Genomic DNA, 21,435 nt, shown 5'->3' with positions numbered 1-21,435 from the left:
GACGAAACAACCCTGGGAGCGGTTGCGACTCCGTGTTGCTGCTGGGAAATCTGTGCATCCCCGGCGTAGGTGCCCAGTTGGGAGCGCGGACTACATTTCTTGGAGGCCCGTGAAGTCACCACGAGTCGACACATAACGCGCCCCCCAGCGCCGGGGCAGTGGCCCGGGGGGCAGGAAGTGCCAGCGACTTCTCTTCAGCGTACGGCCCACGTAGCGGGGGGTACGTAGGACACCAGGTCAGGGCGCGACAGGGCCATCAGCGATGACGCGCCGCCCTGGAGCGTGCCCGCCAGCGTCGGGATGACGCGGAAGCGCGCCTGGAAGGGCTCGCCCGGCCCTCGGGGATGAAGCCGCAGCGTCACCGCGCCATCCTCGCTCTGCCAGGACGCCACCTTCCCTTCGCGCACGAGCGCCTCCAGGCTGGCGGTGTCCACCTGCACGCCCGCGGGCAGCCCGTGGCGAATCACCAGCGGCAGGCCCGACGGCGTGGAGGCCTGGAGCGTCACCTCCGACGGCTGCCCCACCTTCGCGTCCGAGGGCACCTGCACGGACAACTCCAGCCCGGCCTGTGCCTGCTGCGTCCACGGCACCGCGGCGCTCAACGCCAGCGCGAAGCCCAACCCGGGCACCGCGGGCTCCGCGCGCACCGTCCAGGTATGCGCGCCACCGGAGCCCGGCGCCGCCGCCTCCAGGGACAGCACCTCACGCAGGGCCTTGGCGTCGAAGGTGCCCTCGGTGATGACCTGGCCGTCCCGCTCCAGCACCACTCGCACCTGGGCGGGCAGCGGCTCGCGGAAGAGGGACACCACGGCCTGCAACGCCAGGCGGTTGGCGCGCCCGTTGCCCCAGCCGTTCACCGGCTCGTAGCTGGCGAGCAACGCGGCGCCCAGGTCCGCCACGGGTGCCTTCGCGTCGCCCTCCAGGGCCAGCACTGCCAGCGCGGTGGCCTCGGCCTCCGTCGGCGTGCCGCCCGCGGCGTCCACCACGCCCTCCTCCACGGGCAGGAACGCGGCACCCTCGTCGCGCCGCTGAACGGCATCCCGCACCTGCTCGCGCAGTGAGTCCCGCAACGAGCCCGTCACCGCGCCGCTCGCCAGCAGCGCCGCCGCGGTGTAGCCATCCTTGACGTGCGCCCGGTTGCGCTCCAGCGCACCCGAGGCCCGCGCGGTGAAGAAGGCCGCGCGGCGCTTGCCCTCCGGCGTCACCGCCGCCGCGTTCACCGCGCGCGTGCAGTCCGCGGTGGCCACCAGCAGCCGCTGGAGCGTCCAGCCGTTGCCGCCCTGGCAGGTGCCGTCCGGAAGCTGTGCCGCCGCCACCTGCGCGGCCAGCCGCTCGCCCAGGCGGGCCAGCACGGGGTTGTCCGGATGCGCCAGCGCGCCCTCCGCCAGCAGCGCCGCCGTGGCCACGTCCGGCGCCCGGCTCCACCGCAGCGCGCGCTGGGTCGCCCGCATCAACCCCGCCCGTACCGACTCCACGTCCACTTCACCGGGCTCCGGAGGCACGGGCGCCGTCAGCCGCTGCCCGGGCGTGCTCAGCGCCTTCAGCGCCTCCGCGGACCGTGTCTCGCCCAGGGCGGTCAGGAGCTCCGGCGCGCGGCCCGTCAGCAGCAGCGAATAGCCCACGCCGGCCGCGTCCTCGCGCGCGCTCGCGTTCAGCAACTCCGAGCGCAGCACGCCCAGCCCGCCGGGGAACACCCGCACCCGGACGCGCTCGCTTCCCGGCTGCGCGTCCACGGCCCCGGTGAGCGACAGCGAGCGCGGCGCCGCCAGCGTGCCACCGCGCGTCTCCACCACCGGCCGCCCCGTGGACCACACGGGAAAGTCCCGCACCACCGCGTCGGTGGCGCCCAGCGTCGCGCGCACCGCCACCTGCCCCGGCGTGGCCACCCGCACCGTCACGTACTCCACCACGCTGCCGCGCGCCGGAACGCGCACGGTGCGGCTGCCGCCCTCCACCAGCGCGCCCGGCACCTCCACCTTCAAGGGCGCCTCCACCACCGCGTCCGTGGTGTTCATCACCTGCACCGGCATCCGCACGGCGTCGCCCGCGCGCAGGAAGGCTGGCAGCACCGGGTCCACATACGTGGGCAGCGTGCCCGTGAAGGACGTCACCGCGCCGGACTGCGCGCCCGAGCGCGAGTGCGCCAGCGCCAGCACCCGCCACTGTGTGAGGCGGTCCGGCACGCGCACCGGCACCGTCGCCGCGCCGGACGCGTCCGTCACCACCAGGGGCTCGAAGAGGAACGTCTCCGGGAACCAGGCACGGCTGGGCGTGGCGTCTGCCTCCGCGCCGCCCCCGCCCTTGCGTGCATCATCCTTGACCACGACAGAGCGGGCACTGCGGAGCGCGTTCGAGAACCCGAGCATCCCCCCTTCCATCTCCCCGATCTCCATCTGCTGCTCCGCCATGACCGGCGGGGGGGCCATCACCGCTTGCACCTCGTCGAACTCGGAGTTCTGTCCACCAAAGGTGCGGAGGCTCTTCGACGCCTGGGGCTCGGACGCCCCCGCCAGCGCGTCAGCGGATGCGCCGAACAGGCGCCGCACGTTGTCACCGAAGAGCGCCACGAACATGACCAGTCCCACCAGGCTCGCCAGGGAGCACCCCACCCCGGCGAAGAACGAGCGATTCATGGCGCCTCCCGGGCAACCCAAGCGTTCCAGTTCTCCACGTCCTCCGGCAGCCGCGTGCCACTGGACACCACCGCCCGCGGGTCGGTGAGGGCCAGCAGGTCCACGGGCAGCCGCGACAGCTTCAACCGGCGGCCAAAGGCATCCGTCACCTTGTCGCCTCGCTTCTCACACGCCGCCAGCGCGCCCTCCCACAGCCGGGCCATGCCCGCGGGGTCCAGCGTCTGCCCCTGCGGCGCCTTCTCCTCCCAGGCGCGCACCTGCGCGTGCAACTCCGCCAGCACGGTGTAGAAGGGGTCGGTCAGCTCCGACTCCGGCTCGAAGGCCGTCACCGCGTTCACCGTCACGCGAGGCTCCGTGTGCTCGCGCCGAGGCACGTCGCTCACCCGCAGCACCGCCGCCGACGCCGCGTTGGCCCCGCGGATGCGGCCCATGGCCAGCGCCTGACCGTCCAGGACACCGAAGGCCGGCGAGGCCACCGTGGGCACCGGCCGCAGCTGTCCCAGCGCGTCCGGCCCTGGCAGCGGCGCCAGCTGCGCCAGCGTCTCATCCACGCCGAAGAGGCCCACCGCCGCCGGACCGTCCTGTCCATCCACCCGTGTCTGCAATTGGAGCCGGGCCAGCTCGCCGGGAGCGTAGTGCTGCTTGTCCGGCGTCACCTCCACGGAGAGCTGCGCGCGCGGCGCCACGTACACCCGCCCCTGCGCGCCCTCCCAGTACGTCATCGCCCAGCCCTCGAAGTCCTCGGGCAGCTTGAAGCGGACCGAGCGCGTCGCCTTGTCCACCTTCTCTTCCATTCGTTGGTTGCCCGCCTGGAGCACCAGGGTCTCGGGCAGCGGGCCCTCGAACTGGGGGCCGCGCATCAGCTCGATGCGAACCTCCTCGCCGCCGCGCGCCAGCACGGGCGTGGCGCGCAGGCGCGTGGGTGGCACCTCCGCTGGACGCAGCACCAGCTTCGTTTCGCCCACGGCCTCTCCCCCTGCGTGCCGCTCACCTTCAGCTCGTAGCCCAGGAAGGTGGTGGCCTGGGAAACAGCCCGGCGCCCCTTCTCGGCCGACGGACGGGCGGTGAGGTACGCCACGCCCAGGGCGTTCTGCGGATACTCGGGCTTGGGCGGCCGGACGCGCGCGAAGCGCTCCTGGATGCAGGGCAGGGCGGACGCGGCCAGCGCGTTCGACTGCTTCGGCAGCGTCACCCACGTCAGCGACTCCAGGCCCCCTTCCCCAGCCGCCAGCTCAACGCCGCGGGCAGCGGAGCTTCCATGCTCAGGTCCCGAGGCAGACACGTGCGCGCATCGAGGGCCGCGTCGTTCAGCGCGACCACCAGCGTCTCAGGGGCGCCAATGGCCGCCTCCACCTCCACTGCCAACTCAGGCAGGCCTGGGTCCATGATGCCCAGGCTCACCTGGAAGACCCGCTCACGCCCGGCGGGAAGCACGCGGGTGCGCAACGCCGAGGCCACACAGGCGCGCAGTGCGTCCTCTCCAGAAACCACGTCCACCACCGCGCCCGCGGCACTCACGCGCAGGCCGAGCGCGACTTCCATCTCTCCATCCTCACGCGTCACGAAGCGCGCACAGGGCTCCAGCGCGGGCAACGTCTTCTCCAGCGCGAGCAGGTCCTCGAGCGAGGCCTCCGTCTCCGGCGCCAGCAGGTTGCGCGTCTGGCCCAGCCTCACCGTGGGCTCGGGCGGCGGCGGGCGCACGGGCATGGGCGGCACCACGACGTTGACGGGAGGCCCGGGGTCCAGTTGGAAGACAGCCACGCCGTCCTCGTCCGTCATCGCGCGCACGCCTTCGTCGCGCGGGTCCCAGGCGCGCTTCACCGTCAGCTCCGTGCCCGGCAGCACCTGCCCCGCGGCCGTCGTCGCGCGCACGTAGACGCGGTTGTTGAAGCCCGGCGCCAATCCGCCCTCCACCTCCGTCACCGCCGACACCTGCAGCGCGTCCTCGGACAGCAGCAGCGACACGCCGCCTTCGATGCGGTCTCCCGCCGCGTCCCGCGCCACCAGACGGGCCACCAGCTGAGCCTGTCCACGCAGGTCCATGGGCACGCGCGGCAGCGACAGGCGGAAGCGCCCCGCGGCGTCCGTGCGCGCGCGGTCCGGCAGGCCTCCCGCATGCCACTCCGTGGGCGCGGGCCAGTCACCGTGGATGTTCCACGTCAGGCCCACCTCCACGTCGGCCACCGGCGCGCCCGAGGCATACGTCACCTGCCCATCCACCATCGGCACCTCGTCCGCGCGCCAGAAGGGCCGGGCGCTGCGCGCCTCCACGCGGAAGCGCGGCAGGGTGAAGGGCTTCACCTCGAAGGACGCCGAGGCCTGCGCCCCGCCGCTCACCCAGCTCACCGTCCAGCGTCCTTGCGGCGCGCCCCGGTCCAGCGGGAAGCGCCCGGCCACCACACCCCAGGGCCCGGCCGGCGCGCGCTCCTCCAGCACCACTTCGCCGGTGGAATCCCGCACCACCCACGTCCCCGGCCGCCCATCCAGCGGCGCCGGGTCCTTGGCCCTCAGCACCACCGCGCGGAAGAGGACCTCGTGGCCCGGCTCGTACAGGGGCCGGTCCGTCAACACATGCGCCAGGGCATTCGCATACAGCGGCAGCGGCGCGTCCACGGTGTCCGTGCCCAGCGGCGAGGTGACGCGAGCCCGGAGCTGGTAGTCGCCGTCCGGTACCTCCGGCAGCGCCACGCGGGCCGACAGCCCCCGGTCGTCCGGGGTGCGCATCCACGCTGCCCCCTTCGGCAGTGGAAGCGGCGTCTCCTTCCCTTCCCCGTCCACCAGGAACACGGCGGCCGTGCCCTTCGTCACCGGAGCCTTCATCATCTGGCCGGATTCCGGGTGCGGCGCCAGCGCATGCGCCATGACCACCACCTGGCCCGTGTCGCCACGCGCCAGGCCGGAGCCATGGACCTCCACCACCTGGCGGAACTGTCCGTCCGGACAGCTCGGCACCTTCACTCCTCGCAGGACCCAGGCGGAAAGGCAGACGTCCCAGGAGGCAAAGGCTATCGCGCCCCCCACGAGCAACGCAGCCAGTCCTCCCCCCAGCAGCCGGCGGCGCCGGAAGCGGATTGTCATCGGTTCTCCCCTTCCCTCCACTCTATGCCGGGAGGCCGGGGCCCTGACGAGTCCCCCCGTTCTTCGCGTGGCTCGAGACGGTGCGCCAGGGTCGCCGCTCCTTGCCAGCGCCCAAGCCCAAATCCCGCCTGCCCCAGGATGCGCTTCCCGCGCGCCTGGAGTCGCTCCTGGAAGCATTGACCGACCGGCATCTCGCGGACCGGCTGGAGCGCGTGCACCGCGCGGCGGCGGTGGCCATCGACCGGCTGGGGCACCTGAGCATCGCGAAGTACGAGCCCACGTCGGTGGAAGCGGACGGCGGCGGCGGACCTGCGCCGCTCCCTGCAAGGCCGGCTGGAGCGCGCGGCGAAGGCGGAGGCCCGCGCGCGCCCCGTGCTGGCACGGCAGGTGGCGGAGAGCCTGTCCGCCTTCGTGTCCCTTCCCGCGTCAGTGGCGCTGCGCACGCCGCAGAAGCACCAGGTGCTGGAGCTGCGCGCCCGGCTGCTGGACACGGCCACCCAGGCGGAACTGGCGCCGGACGCGCTACCGGGGTTGGTGGAGCCCTACCTCGCGGCGTTGGAAGCGCAGATGGAAGAGGTGACGCGCACCTGGCTCGTCGTCCACGACCGCGCGGTGTAGGCCTCCTGCGGCGTGAAGCTGGAGCAGGCGGACATGCACCTCACGCTGGGCTCACGGGGCGCGGAGCGCGTGCTGGCGGAGGCGGTGGAGGCGGCGGGCGCGCTGCAGGGCCGCTCGGCGCCCTTCGACGCCTTCCTGCGCAAGGCAAGGCAGGAGGCGGGCGACGGGCTGGAGGAGGCAGGGGCGCGGGAGCTGCTCGGCCGGTTCCGGGAGCGGCTCGCGGCCCTGCCCTTCAGTTGAAGCGGGATTACGGCCTGGTGCCTTCGGCCTTCGCGCCCTCGGGCAGCGCGGGCGACTCGGGCTTCGGCGGGAGGATGCGCAGCTCGTCGTAGCGCGTGGCCAGCGTCTCCGGCGTCATCTCCTCCTGCCACTGCTTGGGGTTGGTGTTCCAGCCGAAGTCGGCCGGCACCTTGCCGCCGCCCTGGCTGGCGTAGCCAATCATGTCCGGGAACTGCTTGGACCAACGGCCCGCGGGGTCCGGCTCCTTGGTGATGAGCTGGCGGTTGGGACGGTGAAGGAAGGGCTTGGGTGCGTCACTCATGGCCCGTAGCCTCTCCGAAAGCAGCCCGCGAGGGTAGAGGGAAGACGCGGAGCCTCAGGCCGCCCGGCGGGTCCGCTTGCGGCGCCCGGTGCTCACCGGCGGCAGCACGCGGGGGCCCATTTCGAACACCGCGGCGAAGAAGCGGGCCTGGGCCTCGCTGCCATACCGGTATCGGCGCACCGCCCCGGCCCACGTCTCCACCTCCACACCCCAGCCTCGCCGGTCATGGAGGAGCTCCACCCGCAGCACCCCACCCATGCCACCATCCGCACCCTGTGCATCCATGCCCCGGGCCCTTGAAATCCCCGTGCCAGGGCGCACACGCGACATCACCGGGTTGCGGTGTCGGCCACCCACCAAAGCGCGGCGGGCCCGTAAGGAATGCAGGAGGGCTCGGCTGCCCGCCTGCCCGCAGGGCCATGCCCGACCGGGGGACACCTCAGGTCGCCTTGTGCCCCGCGATTCCTGCGTTAACTCAGAAGCATGACTCAATTCGAGAGCAACACCGGCGAGCGGTTCGCCGAATTCGTCCTCCCCGACGGCTGCGTGCTCTGCGGTGGAGAGGTGACTGTGCGTGCCTCTCAGGCGGGTGCGCACAGCTATTGCCCGCGGTGCCACTGGCTGTCCAAGCCCAGCATGCGCGTGCGCGACAACGGCGTGGAGCTGTCCTTCGCCACCACCGTGCTCGCCTGAGCACGCGCCGCCTCACGGCGGCAACATCGTCTCCGACAGCAACAGCGCCAGCAGGGTCGCCTTCTCGCCCTGCCCGAGGCGCAGCACTTCCTCGGGCAGGGACAGGGAGACGGGGCCCGGCTGGAGCGTCGTCCCAGGCTGGCAGGTGCGCCAGCCCGAATACCCTTCTCCCTTCACGGACAGCGTGTAGTTGCATCCGCCCATGGCGCCAGCGATGGCGAAGGGCGCGATGACGAGGCTCGACGGCTGGCTGGCGAAGTTTCCCTCCAGACGCAGGCCCGGCTCTGGCGTCCTTTCGAGGACGCGGAGGTCGACGGTGCCCTCCCCCACGCGTCCGAGCAGGTTTCCGCTGGCCCAGCCGACATCCACGTCACTGCCACGCACCTGTCCCACCAGCGCGGCGCCGCGCTGACGCAGCTCCACGCCGGGCCCCCGCACGACACCGCCCTCCTCCAGGGACAGCGCCACCGACTGCGCTCCCGCTTCGAGCCGCAGCGGTCCTCCCTGTCCGGTGACGGCGACCTGTGCCCGCGAGGAGGGCGCGAGCGCCAGACACAACGCGCCCAGGATTCCGATGACACCTCGTGGCCCTGCTTCGCTCCGCGACACATGACACCTGCTTTCGGCGGGTCCTCTGCCCGAAGGTGAGGCTCCGCCGAAGCCGTGGCAGGGGCCGCGGACCTGGCGCGCTCACGCCGGGACTCGAAAGGTCCCGGGAAGCGAGCGCGAGGTCCGTGGCTCAGTGGCCGCCGTACGTACCGCTCGCGGCGGGCACCACTTCGGGCTCGCACTCGCGCCTGCGCTCGGACTCATCCCAGGCGCGGCCGTCCTCGTAGCCCCACTCGTCGACGTCCACCTGGTAGCTGACCTGCGACAGCAGCCGGCCCCGGCACAGCTGCGAGTCCCAGTTGCCCTCCGCCAGCGAGCTGTTGGCGCGGGAGAGCAGCTCGCGCATCACCCACTCCGGGACGATGTCGCGGTCCGCGGGGTACGCGAAGCGGAAGAACATCAGGTGCGCGAGCAGCACCTCCCAGTACCGGTCGAAGCGCGCCAGCAGCCGCGGCCAGTCGAACGTGCGCCCCGTCTTCAGGAGCAGGTGCGTGAGTTCGTGCCCGTCGAAGCGCTCCCGCTCCAGGACGAAGGCCTTGCTCCAATAGATTTCCTCCGCCGGAGGCACGTTGCACGCGCAGTTCAGCAGCCGGGCGCGAACCGCGTGCTCGAACCAGCCATCGTCGACGACGGTGATGCCATTGCCGGACGCGAAGATGAGGTCGACGAGGAAGTCGTCCCAGAAGGCCTTGTGCAGCCAGCCGTGGACGTTGCGCTGCGTGCTCCAGCCATGGCGCGCGAGCACTTCCAATGCGCGGTCCGCGTCGTCCTTGCGGATGAACAGGTCCAGGTCCTTCGTGTCGCGATAGATGCCCGTGTAGTGAGCGAACGCGTAGGCGCCGCCGACGAGGAATGGGATTCGCGCGTCAGACAACAATTGGATGGCATAGGCCCGTGCGCCCAGCTCGGCGACCGGCCGCCGAACCTCCATCCGCCGTGGGTCTCCCCCGGGCGCGCCCGAGGCCTTCGGTGGTTGCTCAGCCATGCGCCAAAAATAGGAGCGCGATGCCGGGATGACAGCAGTCCGGCCGCGTGGCAGGCCGCAGGGCAGCCGGGCATGCGTCAGCGCGCCAGCATCAACATCAGCGGCGCCGTCGCGAAGGACAGCGGAACGCCCACTCCCACCATCAACACCGCCAGGTCCGGGTCCAGGTCATGCTCGGCCGCGAGGATGGCCGCGCTCACCATGGGGCCCATGGCCGACTGCAGCAGCGTGGCCTGCACCACCGTGGGCGCCAGCCCTGGCAAGGCCAGCAGGCCCGCGGCCGTCAGCGCCGGCACCAGCAGCAGCTTGTACGACAGCCCCAGGGCCACCGCGGGCAGCCGGGGCTTGATGCCCGACAGGCGCAGTTGCAGGCCAATGGCGAACAGCGCCAGCGGCGTCAGCAGCGCGCCCAGCCGCTCCAGCACGCCGTCCAGCCAGACGGGATAGGCCCAGGGCCGCGTCACCAACGCCACCACCAGCGCCAGGAACGCGGGGAAGGTGGCCACCTTGCGCGCGAGTTGGCGCAGGGACAGCGGCGTGTCCGCGCCCGCCCGGGCCGCCGCCACCGTGGCCAGCGAGGACAGCACCAGGAAGGAGCCGAGCTGATCCACCACCACCGCCACCGGCAGGCCCCTGGCACCCAGCAGCGCCTCCGCCATGGGCAGCCCCACGAAGGCGGTGTTGCCCAGCCCCGCCGTCAGCACCAACGCCATGATGGACGGCTTCGACAGCCCCAGCCGGGGCCCCAGCAGCCGGAAGAACGGCCCCGCGCCCAGGTAGTAGAGCCACGGCACCGAGGCGGCGACCAGGAGCTCCGGCACGAACACCAACTGGTGCATGGCCCGCAGCACCAGCGCGGGCAGCGCCACGTACAGCACGAAGGTGTTGAACGCCCCGGCGGAGCCCTCCGGGAACTTCCCACTGTGCCGGGCCAGGACGCCCAGCACCATACACGCCCCCAACAGCCCGATGACGTTCCCCATGGCGGGCGCAGCGTCTCAGCCCGCCGCGTCGGACTCCAGCGACATGCGGAAAAAGAAACGGGCGGCCTTCCGGTGGAGGAAGACCGCCCGTCGTTCACTTCACGTCGAAGCCTGGACTACGGCTTGGTGTAGTTGATGGCCAGGTTGAACGTACCGGACGTGTAGCCACGCACCATGATGTACGCGGTGGTCTGGCCCGCGGGCACGGCGATGTCACACGTCTCGGAAGCGCCGCTGAGGTACGGACGGCAGTTGTACGCGCTCGTGGTGGGGGCCGCGCCAAAGCGGACGTAGAGGTCCGGGTCACCCGAGCCCGTCATCACGACCTTGAAGTTGGTGCCGGCCTTCACGCTGAAGGGGCCGTAGTTCTGGCTGCCACCCGAGGTCACGGAGCCAGAGCGCGTCTCGCTCGTGGGCGTGCCGCTACCACCGCCCAGGGGCGCGAGGTAGTTGATGGTCAGGCTGAAGCTGGCGGCCGAGTAGCCACGCACCATGATGTACGCGCTGGTCACGCCTTCCGGAACCTCGAGCTCGCAGGTCTCGTTGGCGCCGGCGAGGTACGGACGGCAGGTGTACGCGGTCGTGGTGGGCGCCGCGCCAAAGCGGACGTAGAGGTCCGGGTCACCCGAGCCCGTCCCCGTCATCACGACCTTGAAGGTCGAGCGGGGAACGACGGTGAAGGGACCGTAGTGGACGTTCGCGTTCGCACCGACCGAGCCCGTGCGGGTCTCCGTGGTGGGCACACCTTCCGGGGGCGGCGGGGGCGGCGGGGGCGGCTCACCGTTCGGCGTGCCATAGAGCGCCTGGATGCCCTGGATGTCCTTCGCGGTCAGCACCAGGTCGCCGTTCTGGGTGCCGTTGCACTGCGGGTAGTGCATGACGGAGGAGCCGTCGTAGGTGGTCAGCGCACGCCAGTTGCTGTCCTCGAAGCACGCGCCGGACTCGGGGCGGGTGTGCTCGTGACGGAAGCCGAGCACGTGGCCCAGCTCGTGGCGGGTGATGCCCTCCAGCGTCCAGACGCCCAGGGGCTGGAAGGAGCTGGGGTCGAACACGACGTTGCGCTGGGCGCGCGCGTCGCCCGGGAAGAACGCGCGCGCCAGGTACTGGCCACCCGCGTTGATGGGGCTCACGTCGAACAGCACGTTGTTGTTGCTGGCGTTGCAGTTGGTGTCCTGCGCGCTCACGTGAACGAACTTCACGTAGCCAGCGGCTTCCCACGTCGCCGTCGCCGAGGCCATCGCCTGGACCATGCGGTTGTAGTTGCTACCGAAGGTGGTGCTCACGCAGTAGGTGAGGTTCAGCTTCTGCGTGTCGCTCCACTTCGCGTCCGCCCCGCCCACGCGGTGGACGATGAGCTGCCCGTTCTTGACGTTGTTGTCGTAGAACTCGCGCAGGTGCTTCTCGGTCGCGAACGGCGTATCACCGTCCGCGATGAAGATGCCCGTCTCCGGCTCCTGATACACCTGGGAGAGGAACTCCTCCCACGACATCCCCTGGCCGAGCGTCTCCTCGGAGGCGGGGGTGGTGCCATCGCTACCGCCGCAACCGGCGAGCAGCGCCAGGCCCGTGAGGGCGCCGACGAACTTGGACTGTGACATGGACATCCTTGTTGGGATGAGTGGTTCGCAGCCGATTAAGCAGCCGCCATGCCAGCATCCAAGCCATCGCCGTCATTCAGGATTTCTGATGGCTCCCTGTTCAACGAGGTGTACCGGGACTCCAAGACCTCTCGGCCATTCGTAAACAGGCTTTACGCTTCGCCCTGAAACGACAGTGCTTCTAAGGGTTTGCCCATAGAAGAACGGCCGACTGAAATTCGGACAGACCGTCCTGAAACAAGACACCCTTCGCCAGCTGTCCACATTCTCTTGTCCCAAAAAAAGACGATGCCAGCGGAAGCCCTACAGCCCCACCAGGCTCTCCGGACGCTTCAGGCCGCGCGCACGGCCCAGCGGCTGGAGGATGTCCTGCGGCGGCGCGTCCGCGGTGAGCAAGAGCGCGCGCACGGCGGTCTCCACCACGTCCTCGGCACCGGGGCGGACCATGCCGCGGCGGGCGTCCTCCACGCGCTTGCCGCGGTAGGCGTCGAAGCGCTCCTTCACGCGGCGGGCAACGTCCGACACCGCCTTGTCGCCCACCTCCACGCGCAGCTCCAATTCGTTGCGCAGCTGCACCGGGTCCGCGAGCACGCCGTACCGATCGTAACCCTTGTGCGCCGTGTCCTCGTGCATCACCGCGTAGTCCTGCGTGTTGGGCGCGGGCACCTGCTGCTCCTTGATGAGGTCCCGCATCACCGCGGTGACGGAGGCCGTCACGGTGAGCCGGTGGAGCTGCACGTCGAACACGAAGTCCGAATACATGGGCTCCTCCACGGTGATGGGCTCACGGAAGGTGGCGTCGCGGTGGCGCTGCACCTGCGTGCGCTGGCCCTCGGACTTGTCCAGCGCCTCCTCCAGCGCCTTCTCCTTCTGCAGGGACGCGGCGGCCTTGGCCACCAGCAGCACCTCCTCGGCGACACACGCCTTGTTGTCGCAGCGTGAGGGGTTGCACTCGCTGGGGAACTGCCCCGGGCCGCTGACCTCGCGCGCGGCCTCGCCGCAATCCTGCAGGGCCTCGCGGCACTGGCGGCGCTCCCGCTCGCGGCAGCGCTCCGCGGCCACGCGCACCATGGACAGCTCCGCCTGCATGCGCAGGTACTCCCGCAGCGCGGCGGCCTGCTTGCGCTCCACATCCTCCAGGGTGCGCTCGGCCTTCAGGAGCTGGGTCTCGAAGCCGCTGCGGCGCGGGTTGGGCACGGAGCGATTTCCGGCGAGGTAGCGCTGCGTGCGCTGCGACTCCTCCACCACCTGGAGCGGCAGCACCCGCTCCAGTGACAAATCCAGCGCCACGCCTTCGCGGCCCGCCGGGGCCTCCGTCACCACGCGCAGGGGCAGTTGCGTGGGCAGCATCGCCGCCAGCCGGCCGGCCGCCAGCCGCTGCGCCACGTCCGGCGCTCCGGCCCGGTCCTCCACTGGCGAGGCCACCACCAGGAAGGCCACCTCGTCGCGCAGCTTCTGGCGCACGGCCTCGGCCCGCTCCCGCGCCGCGGTGGCGCCCACGCGCTCCTGGTCCGCGCGGACGTAGGCCACCAGCGCGTTGCCCAGCTTGCCGGCCTTCTCCAGGCCCTCACCCGTGCCGAACCAGCGCCGCGCCCAGGCCACCTGCACGCCGTCCACGCCCCGCTTGGCGGCCGCGTGGTCCGGCGCCACCGACAGCACCGCGTCGAACTCCGTGCGCGCGTCCTGCAACCGCTCCGCCTTCAACGCCACGTTGCCCGCCGCCACACGCGCATCCAGGGTGGCGCCAAGCAGCTCTCGCGCCGAAGCGTTGTCCGCGTTGAGCTCCAGCGCGCGCACCAGGCGCTTCATCGCGCCATCCAGGTCCCCGGAGGCATGCACGGCGCGCGCATCCGCCAGCACCACCTCGCTCCAGGCCTGGCGCACCTTGCCCAGCTTCACCTTGACCTCGGAGGCCTCCGGGTCCGCCGCCAGCGCGCGCAGATAGGCCGCCTCCGCCTCCGCCCACTTCTGCTCCTGGCTGGCGGCGTCTCCCTCCTTCACCGCACGGGAGAAGGCGGAACAGCCGGACAGCGCGAGCACCAGGGCCAGGGCCAGGGCCCCCAACCAGGGGTGGGACGAAGAAGGAGGGGGGCGGGGGCTTCGGGCAGACGCGTTCACACCTGCATCTTCGAGGAAAGCCCCCATCGGGTGAAGACTCCGGACGTCCTCTTGGCCGTCCCCCATCCCGGCAAGCACCCCTCCCCCGGAGGTCTGCCATTGCCAACCGCCCCCACGCTCCCGCCAAGAGCCCTCACCCGCCGTCGCGGCGACAATGTATGTCTGCTTTTCAACGGCCTTGAATTCTTGCGCTGCGGGCTACTCTACCCCAGAATGAGTCTCAAACGCCCCACCCCTGGTAAATTCCGCCAGAATTTACAGTGCGGTTGCGATGATTTGCCCTGGCTGTATATATGGACTGATTCATCGCCCTCCCGCCGCATTCCCAACCGGAGCACTCTGGACCCTCCCCCATGGAATCTGTCGCCCGCTCCCAGACTTCAGCGCCTCGCCAGGTCGTACGGACCGTGCTTCATGAGGCCCTGGAGAGCAAACTCGGTGGGGAGGTCGTGGTCCGGTCCACCTCCGTGTCCGGACGGATCTTCGTGGTGGCGCGGAAGGTGGCCTGGGCGGTCCTCAACGGGCCGGGTGCGCTCAACTTCTCTTCGGTGCTCATCCGGGAGCGGGTGGTCAGCCGCGAGGACGTCGAGCAGGTGGTGGCGGAGTGCCGGCAGAGCGGGGGCAACTTCTGCGAGACGCTGGTGACGTGGGGCCTGGTTCCCCGGGACACCATGCGAGACCTGCTGCGCCGCCACATGTCGGAGCAGTTGGAGGCCTTGCTGTCGCTGACGGACGCCCAGGCCATGTTCGTTCCGCAGCCGCGCACCTACTCCAGCCAACTGACGTATGGCCTGGATGAGCTGATTTCCACTGTCCCGAAGCCACCCACCCACCCGCTGGTAGAAAGCGATGTCATGGCGAACGTGAAGCAGTCCCTGGAAGAGACGCTGAAAATCGAAGGGGCCTTCGCGGCCTGTCTGGCGGACTCGAAGAGCGGCATGTGCCTGGGCAGCGTTGGCGGCAGCCCGGCCTTCAACATCGAGACGGCGGCGGCGGCCAACACCGAGGTCGTGCGCGCCAAGATGAAGGCCATGAGCATGCTGGGCATCAAGGACCGCATCGAGGACATCCTCATCACGCTCGGCGAGCAGTACCACCTCATCCGCCCGCTGTCGGGCAAGGAGGGCCTGTTCCTGTACGTGGCCCTGCACCGCACCAGCGCCAACCTGGCGATGGCCCGCTACAAGCTGTCCGAGGTCGAGAAGTCGCTTCAGGTGTGAGCCGTCCCCCAGGTGGATGAGCGCCCGCCCGCCAGCCGGGCGGCGCGCCCCACCCCGCCTCGGACGCGCGCGGGTGGATGCGCGCCAGGGCCCCTCCTCGTTAGAGAGTGCAGCCCCTTCCTGTTGGCCCCCATGAAGTCCGTGCGACCGCACGGCGCGGGTGGCCCCGGACGCGCCGGGAATGACGCGGCGCAATGACAGGTAGAGGAATGACACGTCCCACGAGGGGGGCAAGAGAGGCACCATGTCCTGTCCACAGCCACGACCCACCGAGTTCCGCCTTCCGCTGCGGGCCGAGTCCTTCTCCATCGACGAGCACCGCAACGTGCACTGCCGCTTCTACGGCGGCTGCATCGACGTCGCGGTGAAGAAGGATTGGGATAGCTTCACCTGCGCCAAGTGCCCTCTGTTCCACGAGGACCAGGCCCCGGGTGCCAGCGCGTACGCCTTCAACCAGCCCGCGGACCCGGGCCGGCCCTAGCAGTCATTCGCGGACAGGCCCCGGCGGTGCGCGCTTCCATGGGACGAGGGAGCGCGCCCCACCGCCGGAGCCTCTGTTGACCAGCCCACGCGAAGCCGGGACTCCTGGAGGGAGTAGGCATGCGGGGCTCCTGACGCCAGGTTGGGCCCAACCTGCACGGGCGACTCCTCCGCCTGAAGGGAGAGGCCCCCATGCTGCGCCAGCTCCTGCTCTCCGACTTCCGCTCCGAGGGCCCCACCGCCGGACATGGCTGGCCGCTGGTGCAGCACACGTTTCCCACCGTGCAGCTCGCGCCCCTGGCCGCCGGGCGCGGGGGCCGCGTGCTCCACCTGGACGCTTCCGAATGGAACGCGCCAGCCTTCGACCCCATCGCCTGGGACGCTCGCGTCTTCGAAGCGGCGGAGAGCACCGAATGGCTGTCCTTGCATCTGGACGGTGCGAGCTGTGAGGCGCTCGTCGTGGCCGCGCTGGAAATCCTCACCCGCTACCAATGTCTGGTGCGGCGCCGCAACGCGGCCTCCGCCACACCGCTCTTCAGCCGGCTGCTGGCGCGGTACCGCTCGCTGCATGATTTGGAGCAGCCCCGGGTGCGCGCGGAGTTCCACCGCACGGTGGATGCCTGGCAATGGACGCTCCGGCTGCGGCCAGATGTGGACCTTCCGCCGCAGGCCGCGGCCTTCTTCCATGAAGGGGAGCAACCCACGACGCCGGTTCGCGCCGACCGCGCGGTGCAGGTGTTGGAGGAGGCCGGCGCGGATGACGCCACCTGCCGGCGCGTGCGGGAGTTGCTGACGCGCGACGCGCGCACCGCCAACGCGCGGGACGTGTCCCTGCTGGACACCGCGGACGCGCTGTCGTTCTTCTGCCGGGAGGCCTCCGCCTGGTTCCGCGAGGCCCCGCCCGAGCACCGCCGCCGTCAGGTGGCCCGGATGCTCGCGCGGCTGCGGCCCGAACACCTGCGCTGGTTGGGACACATGCGCCTGGCGCCGGCCGTGCGCGGCCAGCTCGAGGTCCTGGTGGCCGCCCACTTCCCGGTGGACGGCATGGCCTGAGCTGGACGGCACGCGCGCGGCCGCCCACCCTACGCGTGAACGGTCCGGTCCGATGGGCAAGCAAAGGCGTTGTCGTTCATCGTGACGTCGCCCGTGATGCCAGCGGCCTGCTGCCGCTCGGTAATCTCGCGCAGGTTGCGCTCCTGCTTGTTCCCCATGGCTCCGCCCAGAATCACGCCCATGATGAGGACGGAGAAGATGACGACTCCCAGGATGGCGGCACCAAGGATTTCCATGAGCTGACCCTCGCTTTCTGGGGCCGTGCGCCACAGAGGCGAGCACGGCCACGTTGCCTTCACCCTGGAAAGGTGTGTCGTCCCGCCGTTCACGGCGCTGCTTCCCCGTCCGTTCCTGGCAGGGACGCCCGCTCGCCCAGCAGGCTGGGCGGCTAACGCGAGAGCTTGTCTGGTTTCTCGAAGCGAGGCAGACACAGCCAGAAGCGCGTGCCCTCTTCCGACGTGGACGTCACCTGCACCAGGCCGCCGTGGGCTCGCACGATTTCGTGGGTGATGTAGAGCCCCAACCCCAGCCCATTGCGCTGCGCGCTGCGCATGTCCTGCGCGAGCACGAAGGGGTCGAAGATGTGAGGCAGCCGCTCCTGGGGAATGGGCAACCCCCAGTTGTGCACCTCCATCCGGACGCCGCCCTCCACATCGCGCACGGATACGCTGACGGACGTGTCCTCGGGCGAGTACTGCACGGCGTTGCCCACCAGGTTGGAGGCCGCCTGGGCGATGCGGTCCGCGTCCCATTCGCCCCAGCCATTGCCGGACAGGGCCAGCTCGAAGCGGCGCATGGGGTGCGCTACCTCCAGCTCCTCCACCACCTGCCGCAACACTTCGTGCAGGTTCACCCGGGCGCGCGTCAGCGGGTAGCCGCCGCCCAGCCGGGTGCGCGTGAAGTCCAGCAAGTCGTTGATCATCCGCGCCATCCGGTCCGCGGAGATGGAGATGCGGTTGACGGCCTTGCGCTGCGGCTCCGCCAGCCCGCCGTAGCGCAGCAGCAGGGCCGCGTTGCCGGAGATGGCCTGCAACGGGTTGCGCAGGTCATGCCCGAGGACGCCCAGGAACTGCTCGCGGAACACCGCCGTCTGCCGCGCCGCTTCCTCGCGCTTGAGCCCCTCCTCCACCCGCTTGCGCTCGATGGCATAGCGCAGCGCCCGCACCAGCAGCGGCCCCGTCACCTGCCCCTTCACCAGGTAGTCCTGCGCGCCCTCGTGCACCGCCTGCACCGCGAGCTGCTCGTCGTCCGTGCCGGTGAGCACCACCAGCGGCACCGACGGCGCGGCGTTGAGCAGCAGGGGGATGTTGGCCAGCCCCTGCCCGTCCGGCAGCGACAAGTCCAACAGCACCGCGTCCACGCCCGCGCCGCCCAGCACGCGCACCGCGTCCGCCAGCCGCTCCACGTGGAGGACGTCGAAGCGCGCGGTGGCAATCTCCTTCAGCTCCTCCTGGAGCAGCCGCGCGTCGCCCGCGTTGTCCTCCACCAGCAGCAGGCGCAGGGGGCGCCCATCCATGCTCCGGTCGCTCATGGCGCCTCGGGTCTGGGGGGCAGCCGGACGACGGACAACCAGAAGTCGTCAATGGAGCGCACGACGGAAATGAACTGCTCCAGGTCCACCGGCTTGGCGATGTAGCAGTTCGCGTGCAGGTCGTAGGTGCGCAGGATGTCCTCTTCCGCCTTCGACGTGGTGAGCACCACCACCGGGATGCGGCGCAAGGCCGGGTCGACCTTGATCTCCGCCAGCACCTCGCGCCCATCCTTCCGGGGCAGGTTGAGGTCCAGCAGGATGAGGTCGGGCTGGGCGGCGTCCGCATACGCGCCCTGGCGTCGCAGGAAGGCCAGCGCCTCCACGCCGTCGCGCGCCACCGACAGGCGGTTGCGCACCTTCCCCTCCTTGAGGGCCTCAATGGTCAACCGCACGTCGCCGGGGTTGTCCTCCACCAGGAGGATTTCAATCGGGCTGCCAGTCACGTCGGGACGCATGTCTCAAGACTCCGGATGGGACGGTGCGGCGGGCAGCGTGAACCAGAAGGCCGTGCCTTCACCTGGCTGGGACTCCACGCCGATGCGGCCACCATGGCGCTCGACGATTTTCTTGCAGATGGCCAGGCCAATCCCCGTGCCCGGGTACTCCGCCTTGCCATGGAGCCGCTGGAAGATGACGAAGATGCGCTCGAAGTACTCGGGGGCGATGCCAATGCCCCAGTCGCGCACGGTGAAGCGGACCTCTTCTCCCCGCGGCTCGGCGCGCACTCGCACCCGGGGCGGCGCGGCGCCGTGGAACTTGAGCGCGTTGCCCACCAGGTTCTGGAACAGCTGCGTGAGCTGCGTCTCGTCCGCGAGCACCGCCGGCAGCGGGCCGTGCTCCACCGAGGCCTGTGTCTCCTGGATGGCCGCCTGCAGGTTCGCGGTCGCCCGCTCCAGCGCCCGTCCCGCGTCGCATGGGCGGATGCCCCGGCCCTGCGTGCCCACCCGCGAATAGGTCAGCAGGTCCTGGATGAGCCGCTGCATGCGGTTCACGCCATCCACCGCGTAGTGGATGAACTCGTCCGCGTCCGCGTCCAGCTTGCCCTTGTAGCGCCGGCCCAGCAGTTGGGTGTAGCTGGCCACCATGCGCAGCGGCTCCTGCAAGTCGTGCGAGGCCACGTAGGCGAACTGCTGGAGCTCTTCGTTGGAGCGCGCCAGCTCCTGGGCGCGCTGCTGCGACCCTCCTCGGCGCGGCGGCGCTCCACGCCCTGGGCGATGGCGTCCGACACCGCCGCCAGCGCGGCCGCCGCGTCCTCGCCCAGCGGCTCCCTGCAATAGACGCCGAGCACCCCCACCAGTTGCCCACGCACCATCAGCGGCATGCCCGAGAACGCGCGCACGCCCGCCTCCTCCAACCAGGCGCGGTCCAGGACGCGCGTGTCGTGGGTCAGGTCGTCCACGCGGAGCTGGGTGCGCAGGCGGGCCACCTCGCTCACCATGCTGGGGCCGTCCACCCGGACCCGCATCCACTTGTCGCGCGGCGGCGCGGTGGGGCCCGCGTTTCCCGCCAGCTCCAAGGTGTGGCTGTCGCGCGAGTACAGCCACAGCCGCGCCGTCTGCGCCTCCAGGTGCGTCACCAGTGCGTCGGCGCAGTCCTGGAGAATCTCCGGCAAGGCGTCCTCGCGAGCCAGGGCGAGGCTCACCTCCGCGCGCAGCGCTTCCAGCCTGCGGGCGGCCGCCTCACGTTCCAGACGGCGGGCGGCGTCCTCCACCTGGCGCTGGGCGGAGATGTCCGTGGTGGTGCCCACCCATTCGCGCACGCCGCCGTCCGGATTGAGCACCGGTACCGCGCGCACGCGCACGGGGTGTAGTGCCCGTCCGGGCGGGACAGGCGGTACTCCGTGTCGTAGGGGCGGCGCTGCTCCACCGCGGCGAACCAGCTCCGCGCCGCCCTGTCCCGGTCCTCCGGGTGCACGGCCGAAAGCCACTCGAGTCCCCGCCACTGCGCATACGTCCGTCCGGTGAAGGCGCGCCAGGAAGGGCTGTCCTCCTCGATGTCGCCGTCGGGGCGCGTCACCCAGACGGCCTGGGTGGAGGCGGTGACCAGCGAGCGGAAGCGCAGCTCCATCCGCCGCGCGTCCTTGATGAGCCGGGCGTTGTCCAGCGCCACCGCAGCGCGCTCGGCCAGCTGCGTGGCGAGCAGGAGGTCCGCCTGGGCGAAGCGCCGGCCTGACTCCGCGTGCACCAGCGACAGCGCGCCAATGGTGCGGCCTCGCGCTGTCAGCGGCACCATCATGGCGGAGCGCAGCCCCAGCTGCCGCAAGATGCGCAGGTGCTCCGCGTCACGGGCCCCGGCCACCAGCAGCGCGTCCGGGACATCATTGAGCACCACCGGCGTCCCCGTGCGGATGACGGACAACACGCCGGAGGGGTCTTCATGGCGCGGCGGGTAGCGCACGCGCAACTCCTCCGCGTAGCGCACCTTCTCCGGGTCCACGTGGGCCACGCTCACCTGGCGCGTGGAGCCATCCTCGTAGGCGATTTCGATGGCGCACCAGTCCGCCAGCGACGGCACCACCAGCCGCGTCAGCGCCGCGAGCGTGGCCTCGTAATCCAGCGAGGACGACGACAGCAGCGCGCCCGCCTCGGCCAGCACGCGCAGGGACTCCGCGGCGCGCTTCTGCTCCTCGATGTCCGTGCAGGTGCCGAACCACTTGACGATGCGTCCGCTGTCGTCGCGCACCGGGTGCGCCCGTCCCAGGTGCCAGCGCCACACGCCGTCATGCCGGCGGCAGCGGTACTCCACCTCATAGGGTTCACCGGTGCGCAGGGAGTCCGCCCAGCGCCGGCCCGCCACCTCCAGGTCATCGGGGTGGAACGCCAACCGCCAGCCCGCCCCCAGTGACTGCTCGGGGGTGAGCCCCGTGTAGGCGTACCAACGGGCGTTGTAGTACTCGTGGTGGCCGTCCGCGCGGGTGACCCAGATGAGCTGGGGGATGCCCTCAAAGAGCAACTGCAAGGCGTCTACGCCAGGGAGCGCCGGCACCGGGCGCTGGGATTCCGGGGCCGCAGCCGGAGGACTACAGAGGGGGTGCGTCATGGAAGGCACCCGACCTTAACAGCCCGCACGGGCCACCCCCTCCTGGCGGGAGACGGCTTTTCAACAGCCGACAGTCCCCGGGCGGGATGGGTCCCACGCCGGGCGGCCAGGGAGGCGGGCACCTCAGCGGCCCGTGTCGATGCCCCCGCGGTCGTAGATGCCTGTCATGACACGGACAAATCAGACAGACCCATCGCCCGCCATGACAAACAGCTCCAGAATCCTCCCATACAAAGACATCAAACGTGGGAGCCAT

Annotated in this window: 23 protein-coding genes; 6 read left to right on the top strand and 17 right to left on the bottom strand. The window is 70.9% G+C overall.

The genetic code is table 11. From position 1 onward, the window contains the following. Positions 1–194: 194 nt before the first annotated feature. From QEG98_RS04645 to QEG98_RS04630, 4 genes are read right to left on the bottom strand one after another with little or no spacing between them, the layout of a single operon-like run. Entirely contained in the window at positions 195–2,633 is a 2,439-nt protein-coding gene (locus QEG98_RS04645) for an alpha-2-macroglobulin family protein (RefSeq protein WP_316565887.1), read from the bottom strand. Further along, positions 2,630–3,598 (bottom strand): hypothetical protein, encoded by a 969-nt coding sequence (locus QEG98_RS04640; RefSeq protein ID WP_316565886.1) that lies wholly within the window; start codon positions 3,596–3,598, stop codon positions 2,630–2,632. The genes QEG98_RS04645 and QEG98_RS04640 overlap by 4 nt, the downstream gene beginning before the upstream one ends. Then, entirely contained in the window at positions 3,493–3,825 is a 333-nt protein-coding gene (locus QEG98_RS04635) for a hypothetical protein (RefSeq protein WP_316565885.1), read from the bottom strand. Before QEG98_RS04635 ends, QEG98_RS04640 begins: the two co-directional genes overlap by 106 nt. 5 nt (positions 3,826–3,830) lie before the next feature. Then, on the bottom strand, positions 3,831–5,585 hold the full coding sequence (locus QEG98_RS04630) for an MG2 domain-containing protein (RefSeq protein WP_316565884.1): 1,755 nt from the start codon (positions 5,583–5,585) through the stop codon (positions 3,831–3,833). Between the two features lie 498 nt (positions 5,586–6,083). On the opposite strand from QEG98_RS04630, the gene QEG98_RS41635 reads away from it, so the two are divergent. Both QEG98_RS41635 and QEG98_RS41630 read left to right on the top strand, forming a co-directional pair. Beyond that, positions 6,084–6,329, top strand: a complete 246-nt coding sequence (locus tag QEG98_RS41635; protein ID WP_410477949.1) for a hypothetical protein — start codon at positions 6,084–6,086, stop codon at positions 6,327–6,329. A 12-nt stretch (positions 6,330–6,341) separates the two neighbouring features. After that, complete coding sequence (locus QEG98_RS41630; RefSeq protein ID WP_410477948.1) at positions 6,342–6,569, top strand: hypothetical protein; 228 nt, start codon at positions 6,342–6,344, stop codon at positions 6,567–6,569. A gap of 7 nt (positions 6,570–6,576) precedes the next feature. Here the strand turns inward: QEG98_RS41630 and QEG98_RS04620 are convergent, their stop codons facing one another. Further along, the gene (locus tag QEG98_RS04620; protein WP_316565883.1) at positions 6,577–6,870 is read right to left on the bottom strand and encodes a hypothetical protein; all 294 of its coding nucleotides are present in this window, start codon (positions 6,868–6,870) and stop codon (positions 6,577–6,579) included. Positions 6,871–6,924: 54 nt separating this feature from the next. Then, positions 6,925–7,155, bottom strand: coding sequence for a hypothetical protein (locus tag QEG98_RS04615; protein WP_141594601.1), 231 nt, complete (start codon positions 7,153–7,155; stop codon positions 6,925–6,927). Positions 7,156–7,353: 198 nt separating this feature from the next. Here QEG98_RS04615 and QEG98_RS04610 point away from each other — a divergent pair, with 198 nt between their 5' ends. Further along, on the top strand, positions 7,354–7,563 hold the full coding sequence (locus tag QEG98_RS04610; RefSeq protein ID WP_011550932.1) for a hypothetical protein: 210 nt from the start codon (positions 7,354–7,356) through the stop codon (positions 7,561–7,563). A gap of 12 nt (positions 7,564–7,575) precedes the next feature. Here the strand turns inward: QEG98_RS04610 and QEG98_RS04605 are convergent, their stop codons facing one another. The 5 genes from QEG98_RS04605 to traC all read right to left on the bottom strand — a co-directional run bounded on the left by QEG98_RS04605 (position 7,576) and on the right by traC (position 13,883). Beyond that, on the bottom strand, positions 7,576–8,172 hold the full coding sequence (locus QEG98_RS04605) for a hypothetical protein (RefSeq protein WP_316565882.1): 597 nt from the start codon (positions 8,170–8,172) through the stop codon (positions 7,576–7,578). A gap of 130 nt (positions 8,173–8,302) precedes the next feature. After that, positions 8,303–9,157, bottom strand: coding sequence for a nucleotidyltransferase domain-containing protein (locus QEG98_RS04600; protein WP_410477947.1), 855 nt, complete (start codon positions 9,155–9,157; stop codon positions 8,303–8,305). Positions 9,158–9,234: 77 nt separating this feature from the next. Then, on the bottom strand, positions 9,235–10,140 hold the full coding sequence (locus tag QEG98_RS04595) for an AEC family transporter (RefSeq protein ID WP_316565881.1): 906 nt from the start codon (positions 10,138–10,140) through the stop codon (positions 9,235–9,237). A 116-nt stretch (positions 10,141–10,256) separates the two neighbouring features. Further along, positions 10,257–11,744 carry a M57 family metalloprotease gene (locus tag QEG98_RS04590; RefSeq protein ID WP_090485679.1) on the bottom strand — a complete coding sequence of 496 codons (1,488 nt, stop codon included), beginning with the start codon at positions 11,742–11,744 and terminating at the stop codon, positions 10,257–10,259. Between the two features lie 297 nt (positions 11,745–12,041). After that, positions 12,042–13,883 carry an outer membrane exchange accessory lipoprotein TraC gene (gene traC, locus QEG98_RS04585; RefSeq protein ID WP_186817901.1) on the bottom strand — a complete coding sequence of 614 codons (1,842 nt, stop codon included), beginning with the start codon at positions 13,881–13,883 and terminating at the stop codon, positions 12,042–12,044. 440 nt (positions 13,884–14,323) lie between these two features. Here traC and QEG98_RS04580 point away from each other — a divergent pair, with 440 nt between their 5' ends. The 3 genes from QEG98_RS04580 (at position 14,324) to QEG98_RS04570 (ending at position 16,609) form a co-directional block, all read left to right on the top strand. Then, positions 14,324–15,076 (top strand): hypothetical protein, encoded by a 753-nt coding sequence (locus QEG98_RS04580; protein ID WP_316565880.1) that lies wholly within the window; start codon positions 14,324–14,326, stop codon positions 15,074–15,076. A gap of 244 nt (positions 15,077–15,320) precedes the next feature. Continuing rightward, a complete protein-coding gene (locus QEG98_RS04575) occupies positions 15,321–15,557 on the top strand; it encodes a hypothetical protein (protein ID WP_011550925.1) in 237 nt (78 codons plus the stop codon). Positions 15,558–15,748: 191 nt separating this feature from the next. Beyond that, complete coding sequence (locus tag QEG98_RS04570; protein ID WP_316565879.1) at positions 15,749–16,609, top strand: DUF4202 domain-containing protein; 861 nt, start codon at positions 15,749–15,751, stop codon at positions 16,607–16,609. Between the two features lie 29 nt (positions 16,610–16,638). On the opposite strand, the gene QEG98_RS04565 is transcribed toward QEG98_RS04570, so the two are convergent. The 6 genes from QEG98_RS04565 to QEG98_RS04540 all read right to left on the bottom strand — a co-directional run bounded on the left by QEG98_RS04565 (position 16,639) and on the right by QEG98_RS04540 (position 21,098). Then, positions 16,639–16,845, bottom strand: a complete 207-nt coding sequence (locus tag QEG98_RS04565) for a hypothetical protein (protein ID WP_316565878.1) — start codon at positions 16,843–16,845, stop codon at positions 16,639–16,641. 152 nt (positions 16,846–16,997) lie between these two features. Beyond that, entirely contained in the window at positions 16,998–18,140 is a 1,143-nt protein-coding gene (locus QEG98_RS04560; protein WP_410477946.1) for an ATP-binding protein, read from the bottom strand. Beyond that, positions 18,137–18,595 (bottom strand): response regulator, encoded by a 459-nt coding sequence (locus QEG98_RS04555; RefSeq protein ID WP_090485691.1) that lies wholly within the window; start codon positions 18,593–18,595, stop codon positions 18,137–18,139. Before QEG98_RS04555 ends, QEG98_RS04560 begins: the two co-directional genes overlap by 4 nt. Positions 18,596–18,598: 3 nt before the next feature. Then, positions 18,599–19,225 carry a sensor histidine kinase gene (locus tag QEG98_RS04550; protein WP_316567825.1) on the bottom strand — a complete coding sequence of 209 codons (627 nt, stop codon included), beginning with the start codon at positions 19,223–19,225 and terminating at the stop codon, positions 18,599–18,601. Next, the gene (locus tag QEG98_RS04545) at positions 19,129–19,782 is read right to left on the bottom strand and encodes a GAF domain-containing protein (protein ID WP_316565877.1); all 654 of its coding nucleotides are present in this window, start codon (positions 19,780–19,782) and stop codon (positions 19,129–19,131) included. The genes QEG98_RS04550 and QEG98_RS04545 overlap by 97 nt, the downstream gene beginning before the upstream one ends. Continuing rightward, a complete protein-coding gene (locus QEG98_RS04540) occupies positions 19,779–21,098 on the bottom strand; it encodes a PAS domain-containing protein (RefSeq protein WP_316565876.1) in 1,320 nt (439 codons plus the stop codon). The genes QEG98_RS04545 and QEG98_RS04540 overlap by 4 nt, the downstream gene beginning before the upstream one ends. Between the last annotated feature and the right edge of the window lie 337 nt (positions 21,099–21,435).

The sequence above is a fragment of the Myxococcus sp. MxC21-1 genome (assembly GCF_032612255.1).
Lineage (GTDB): Bacteria > Myxococcota > Myxococcia > Myxococcales > Myxococcaceae > Myxococcus > Myxococcus virescens.
Note: the sequence above shows the minus strand (reverse complement) of the source record. Positions and strands in the feature narration are given on the sequence as shown.

Excerpts from the sequence above, each read along its gene's own strand:
- QEG98_RS04645 (WP_316565887.1), bottom strand. The coding sequence starts at position 2,633 with ATGAATCGCTCGTTCTTCGCCGGGGTGGGGTGCTCCCTGGCGAGCCTG.
- QEG98_RS04620 (WP_316565883.1), bottom strand. The coding sequence starts at position 6,870 with ATGAGTGACGCACCCAAGCCCTTCCTTCACCGTCCCAACCGCCAGCTC.
- QEG98_RS04615 (WP_141594601.1), bottom strand. The coding sequence starts at position 7,155 with ATGGATGCACAGGGTGCGGATGGTGGCATGGGTGGGGTGCTGCGGGTG.
- QEG98_RS04610 (WP_011550932.1), top strand. The coding sequence starts at position 7,354 with ATGACTCAATTCGAGAGCAACACCGGCGAGCGGTTCGCCGAATTCGTC.
- QEG98_RS04600 (WP_410477947.1), bottom strand. The coding sequence starts at position 9,157 with ATGGCTGAGCAACCACCGAAGGCCTCGGGCGCGCCCGGGGGAGACCCA.
- QEG98_RS04595 (WP_316565881.1), bottom strand. The coding sequence starts at position 10,140 with ATGGGGAACGTCATCGGGCTGTTGGGGGCGTGTATGGTGCTGGGCGTC.
- QEG98_RS04590 (WP_090485679.1), bottom strand. The coding sequence starts at position 11,744 with ATGTCCATGTCACAGTCCAAGTTCGTCGGCGCCCTCACGGGCCTGGCG.
- traC (WP_186817901.1), bottom strand. The coding sequence starts at position 13,883 with ATGGGGGCTTTCCTCGAAGATGCAGGTGTGAACGCGTCTGCCCGAAGC.
- QEG98_RS04575 (WP_011550925.1), top strand. The coding sequence starts at position 15,321 with ATGTCCTGTCCACAGCCACGACCCACCGAGTTCCGCCTTCCGCTGCGG.
- QEG98_RS04570 (WP_316565879.1), top strand. The coding sequence starts at position 15,749 with ATGCTGCGCCAGCTCCTGCTCTCCGACTTCCGCTCCGAGGGCCCCACC.
- QEG98_RS04565 (WP_316565878.1), bottom strand. The coding sequence starts at position 16,845 with ATGGAAATCCTTGGTGCCGCCATCCTGGGAGTCGTCATCTTCTCCGTC.
- QEG98_RS04560 (WP_410477946.1), bottom strand. The coding sequence starts at position 18,140 with ATGAGCGACCGGAGCATGGATGGGCGCCCCCTGCGCCTGCTGCTGGTG.
- QEG98_RS04555 (WP_090485691.1), bottom strand. The coding sequence starts at position 18,595 with ATGCGTCCCGACGTGACTGGCAGCCCGATTGAAATCCTCCTGGTGGAG.
- QEG98_RS04550 (WP_316567825.1), bottom strand. The coding sequence starts at position 19,225 with ATGGTGGCCAGCTACACCCAACTGCTGGGCCGGCGCTACAAGGGCAAG.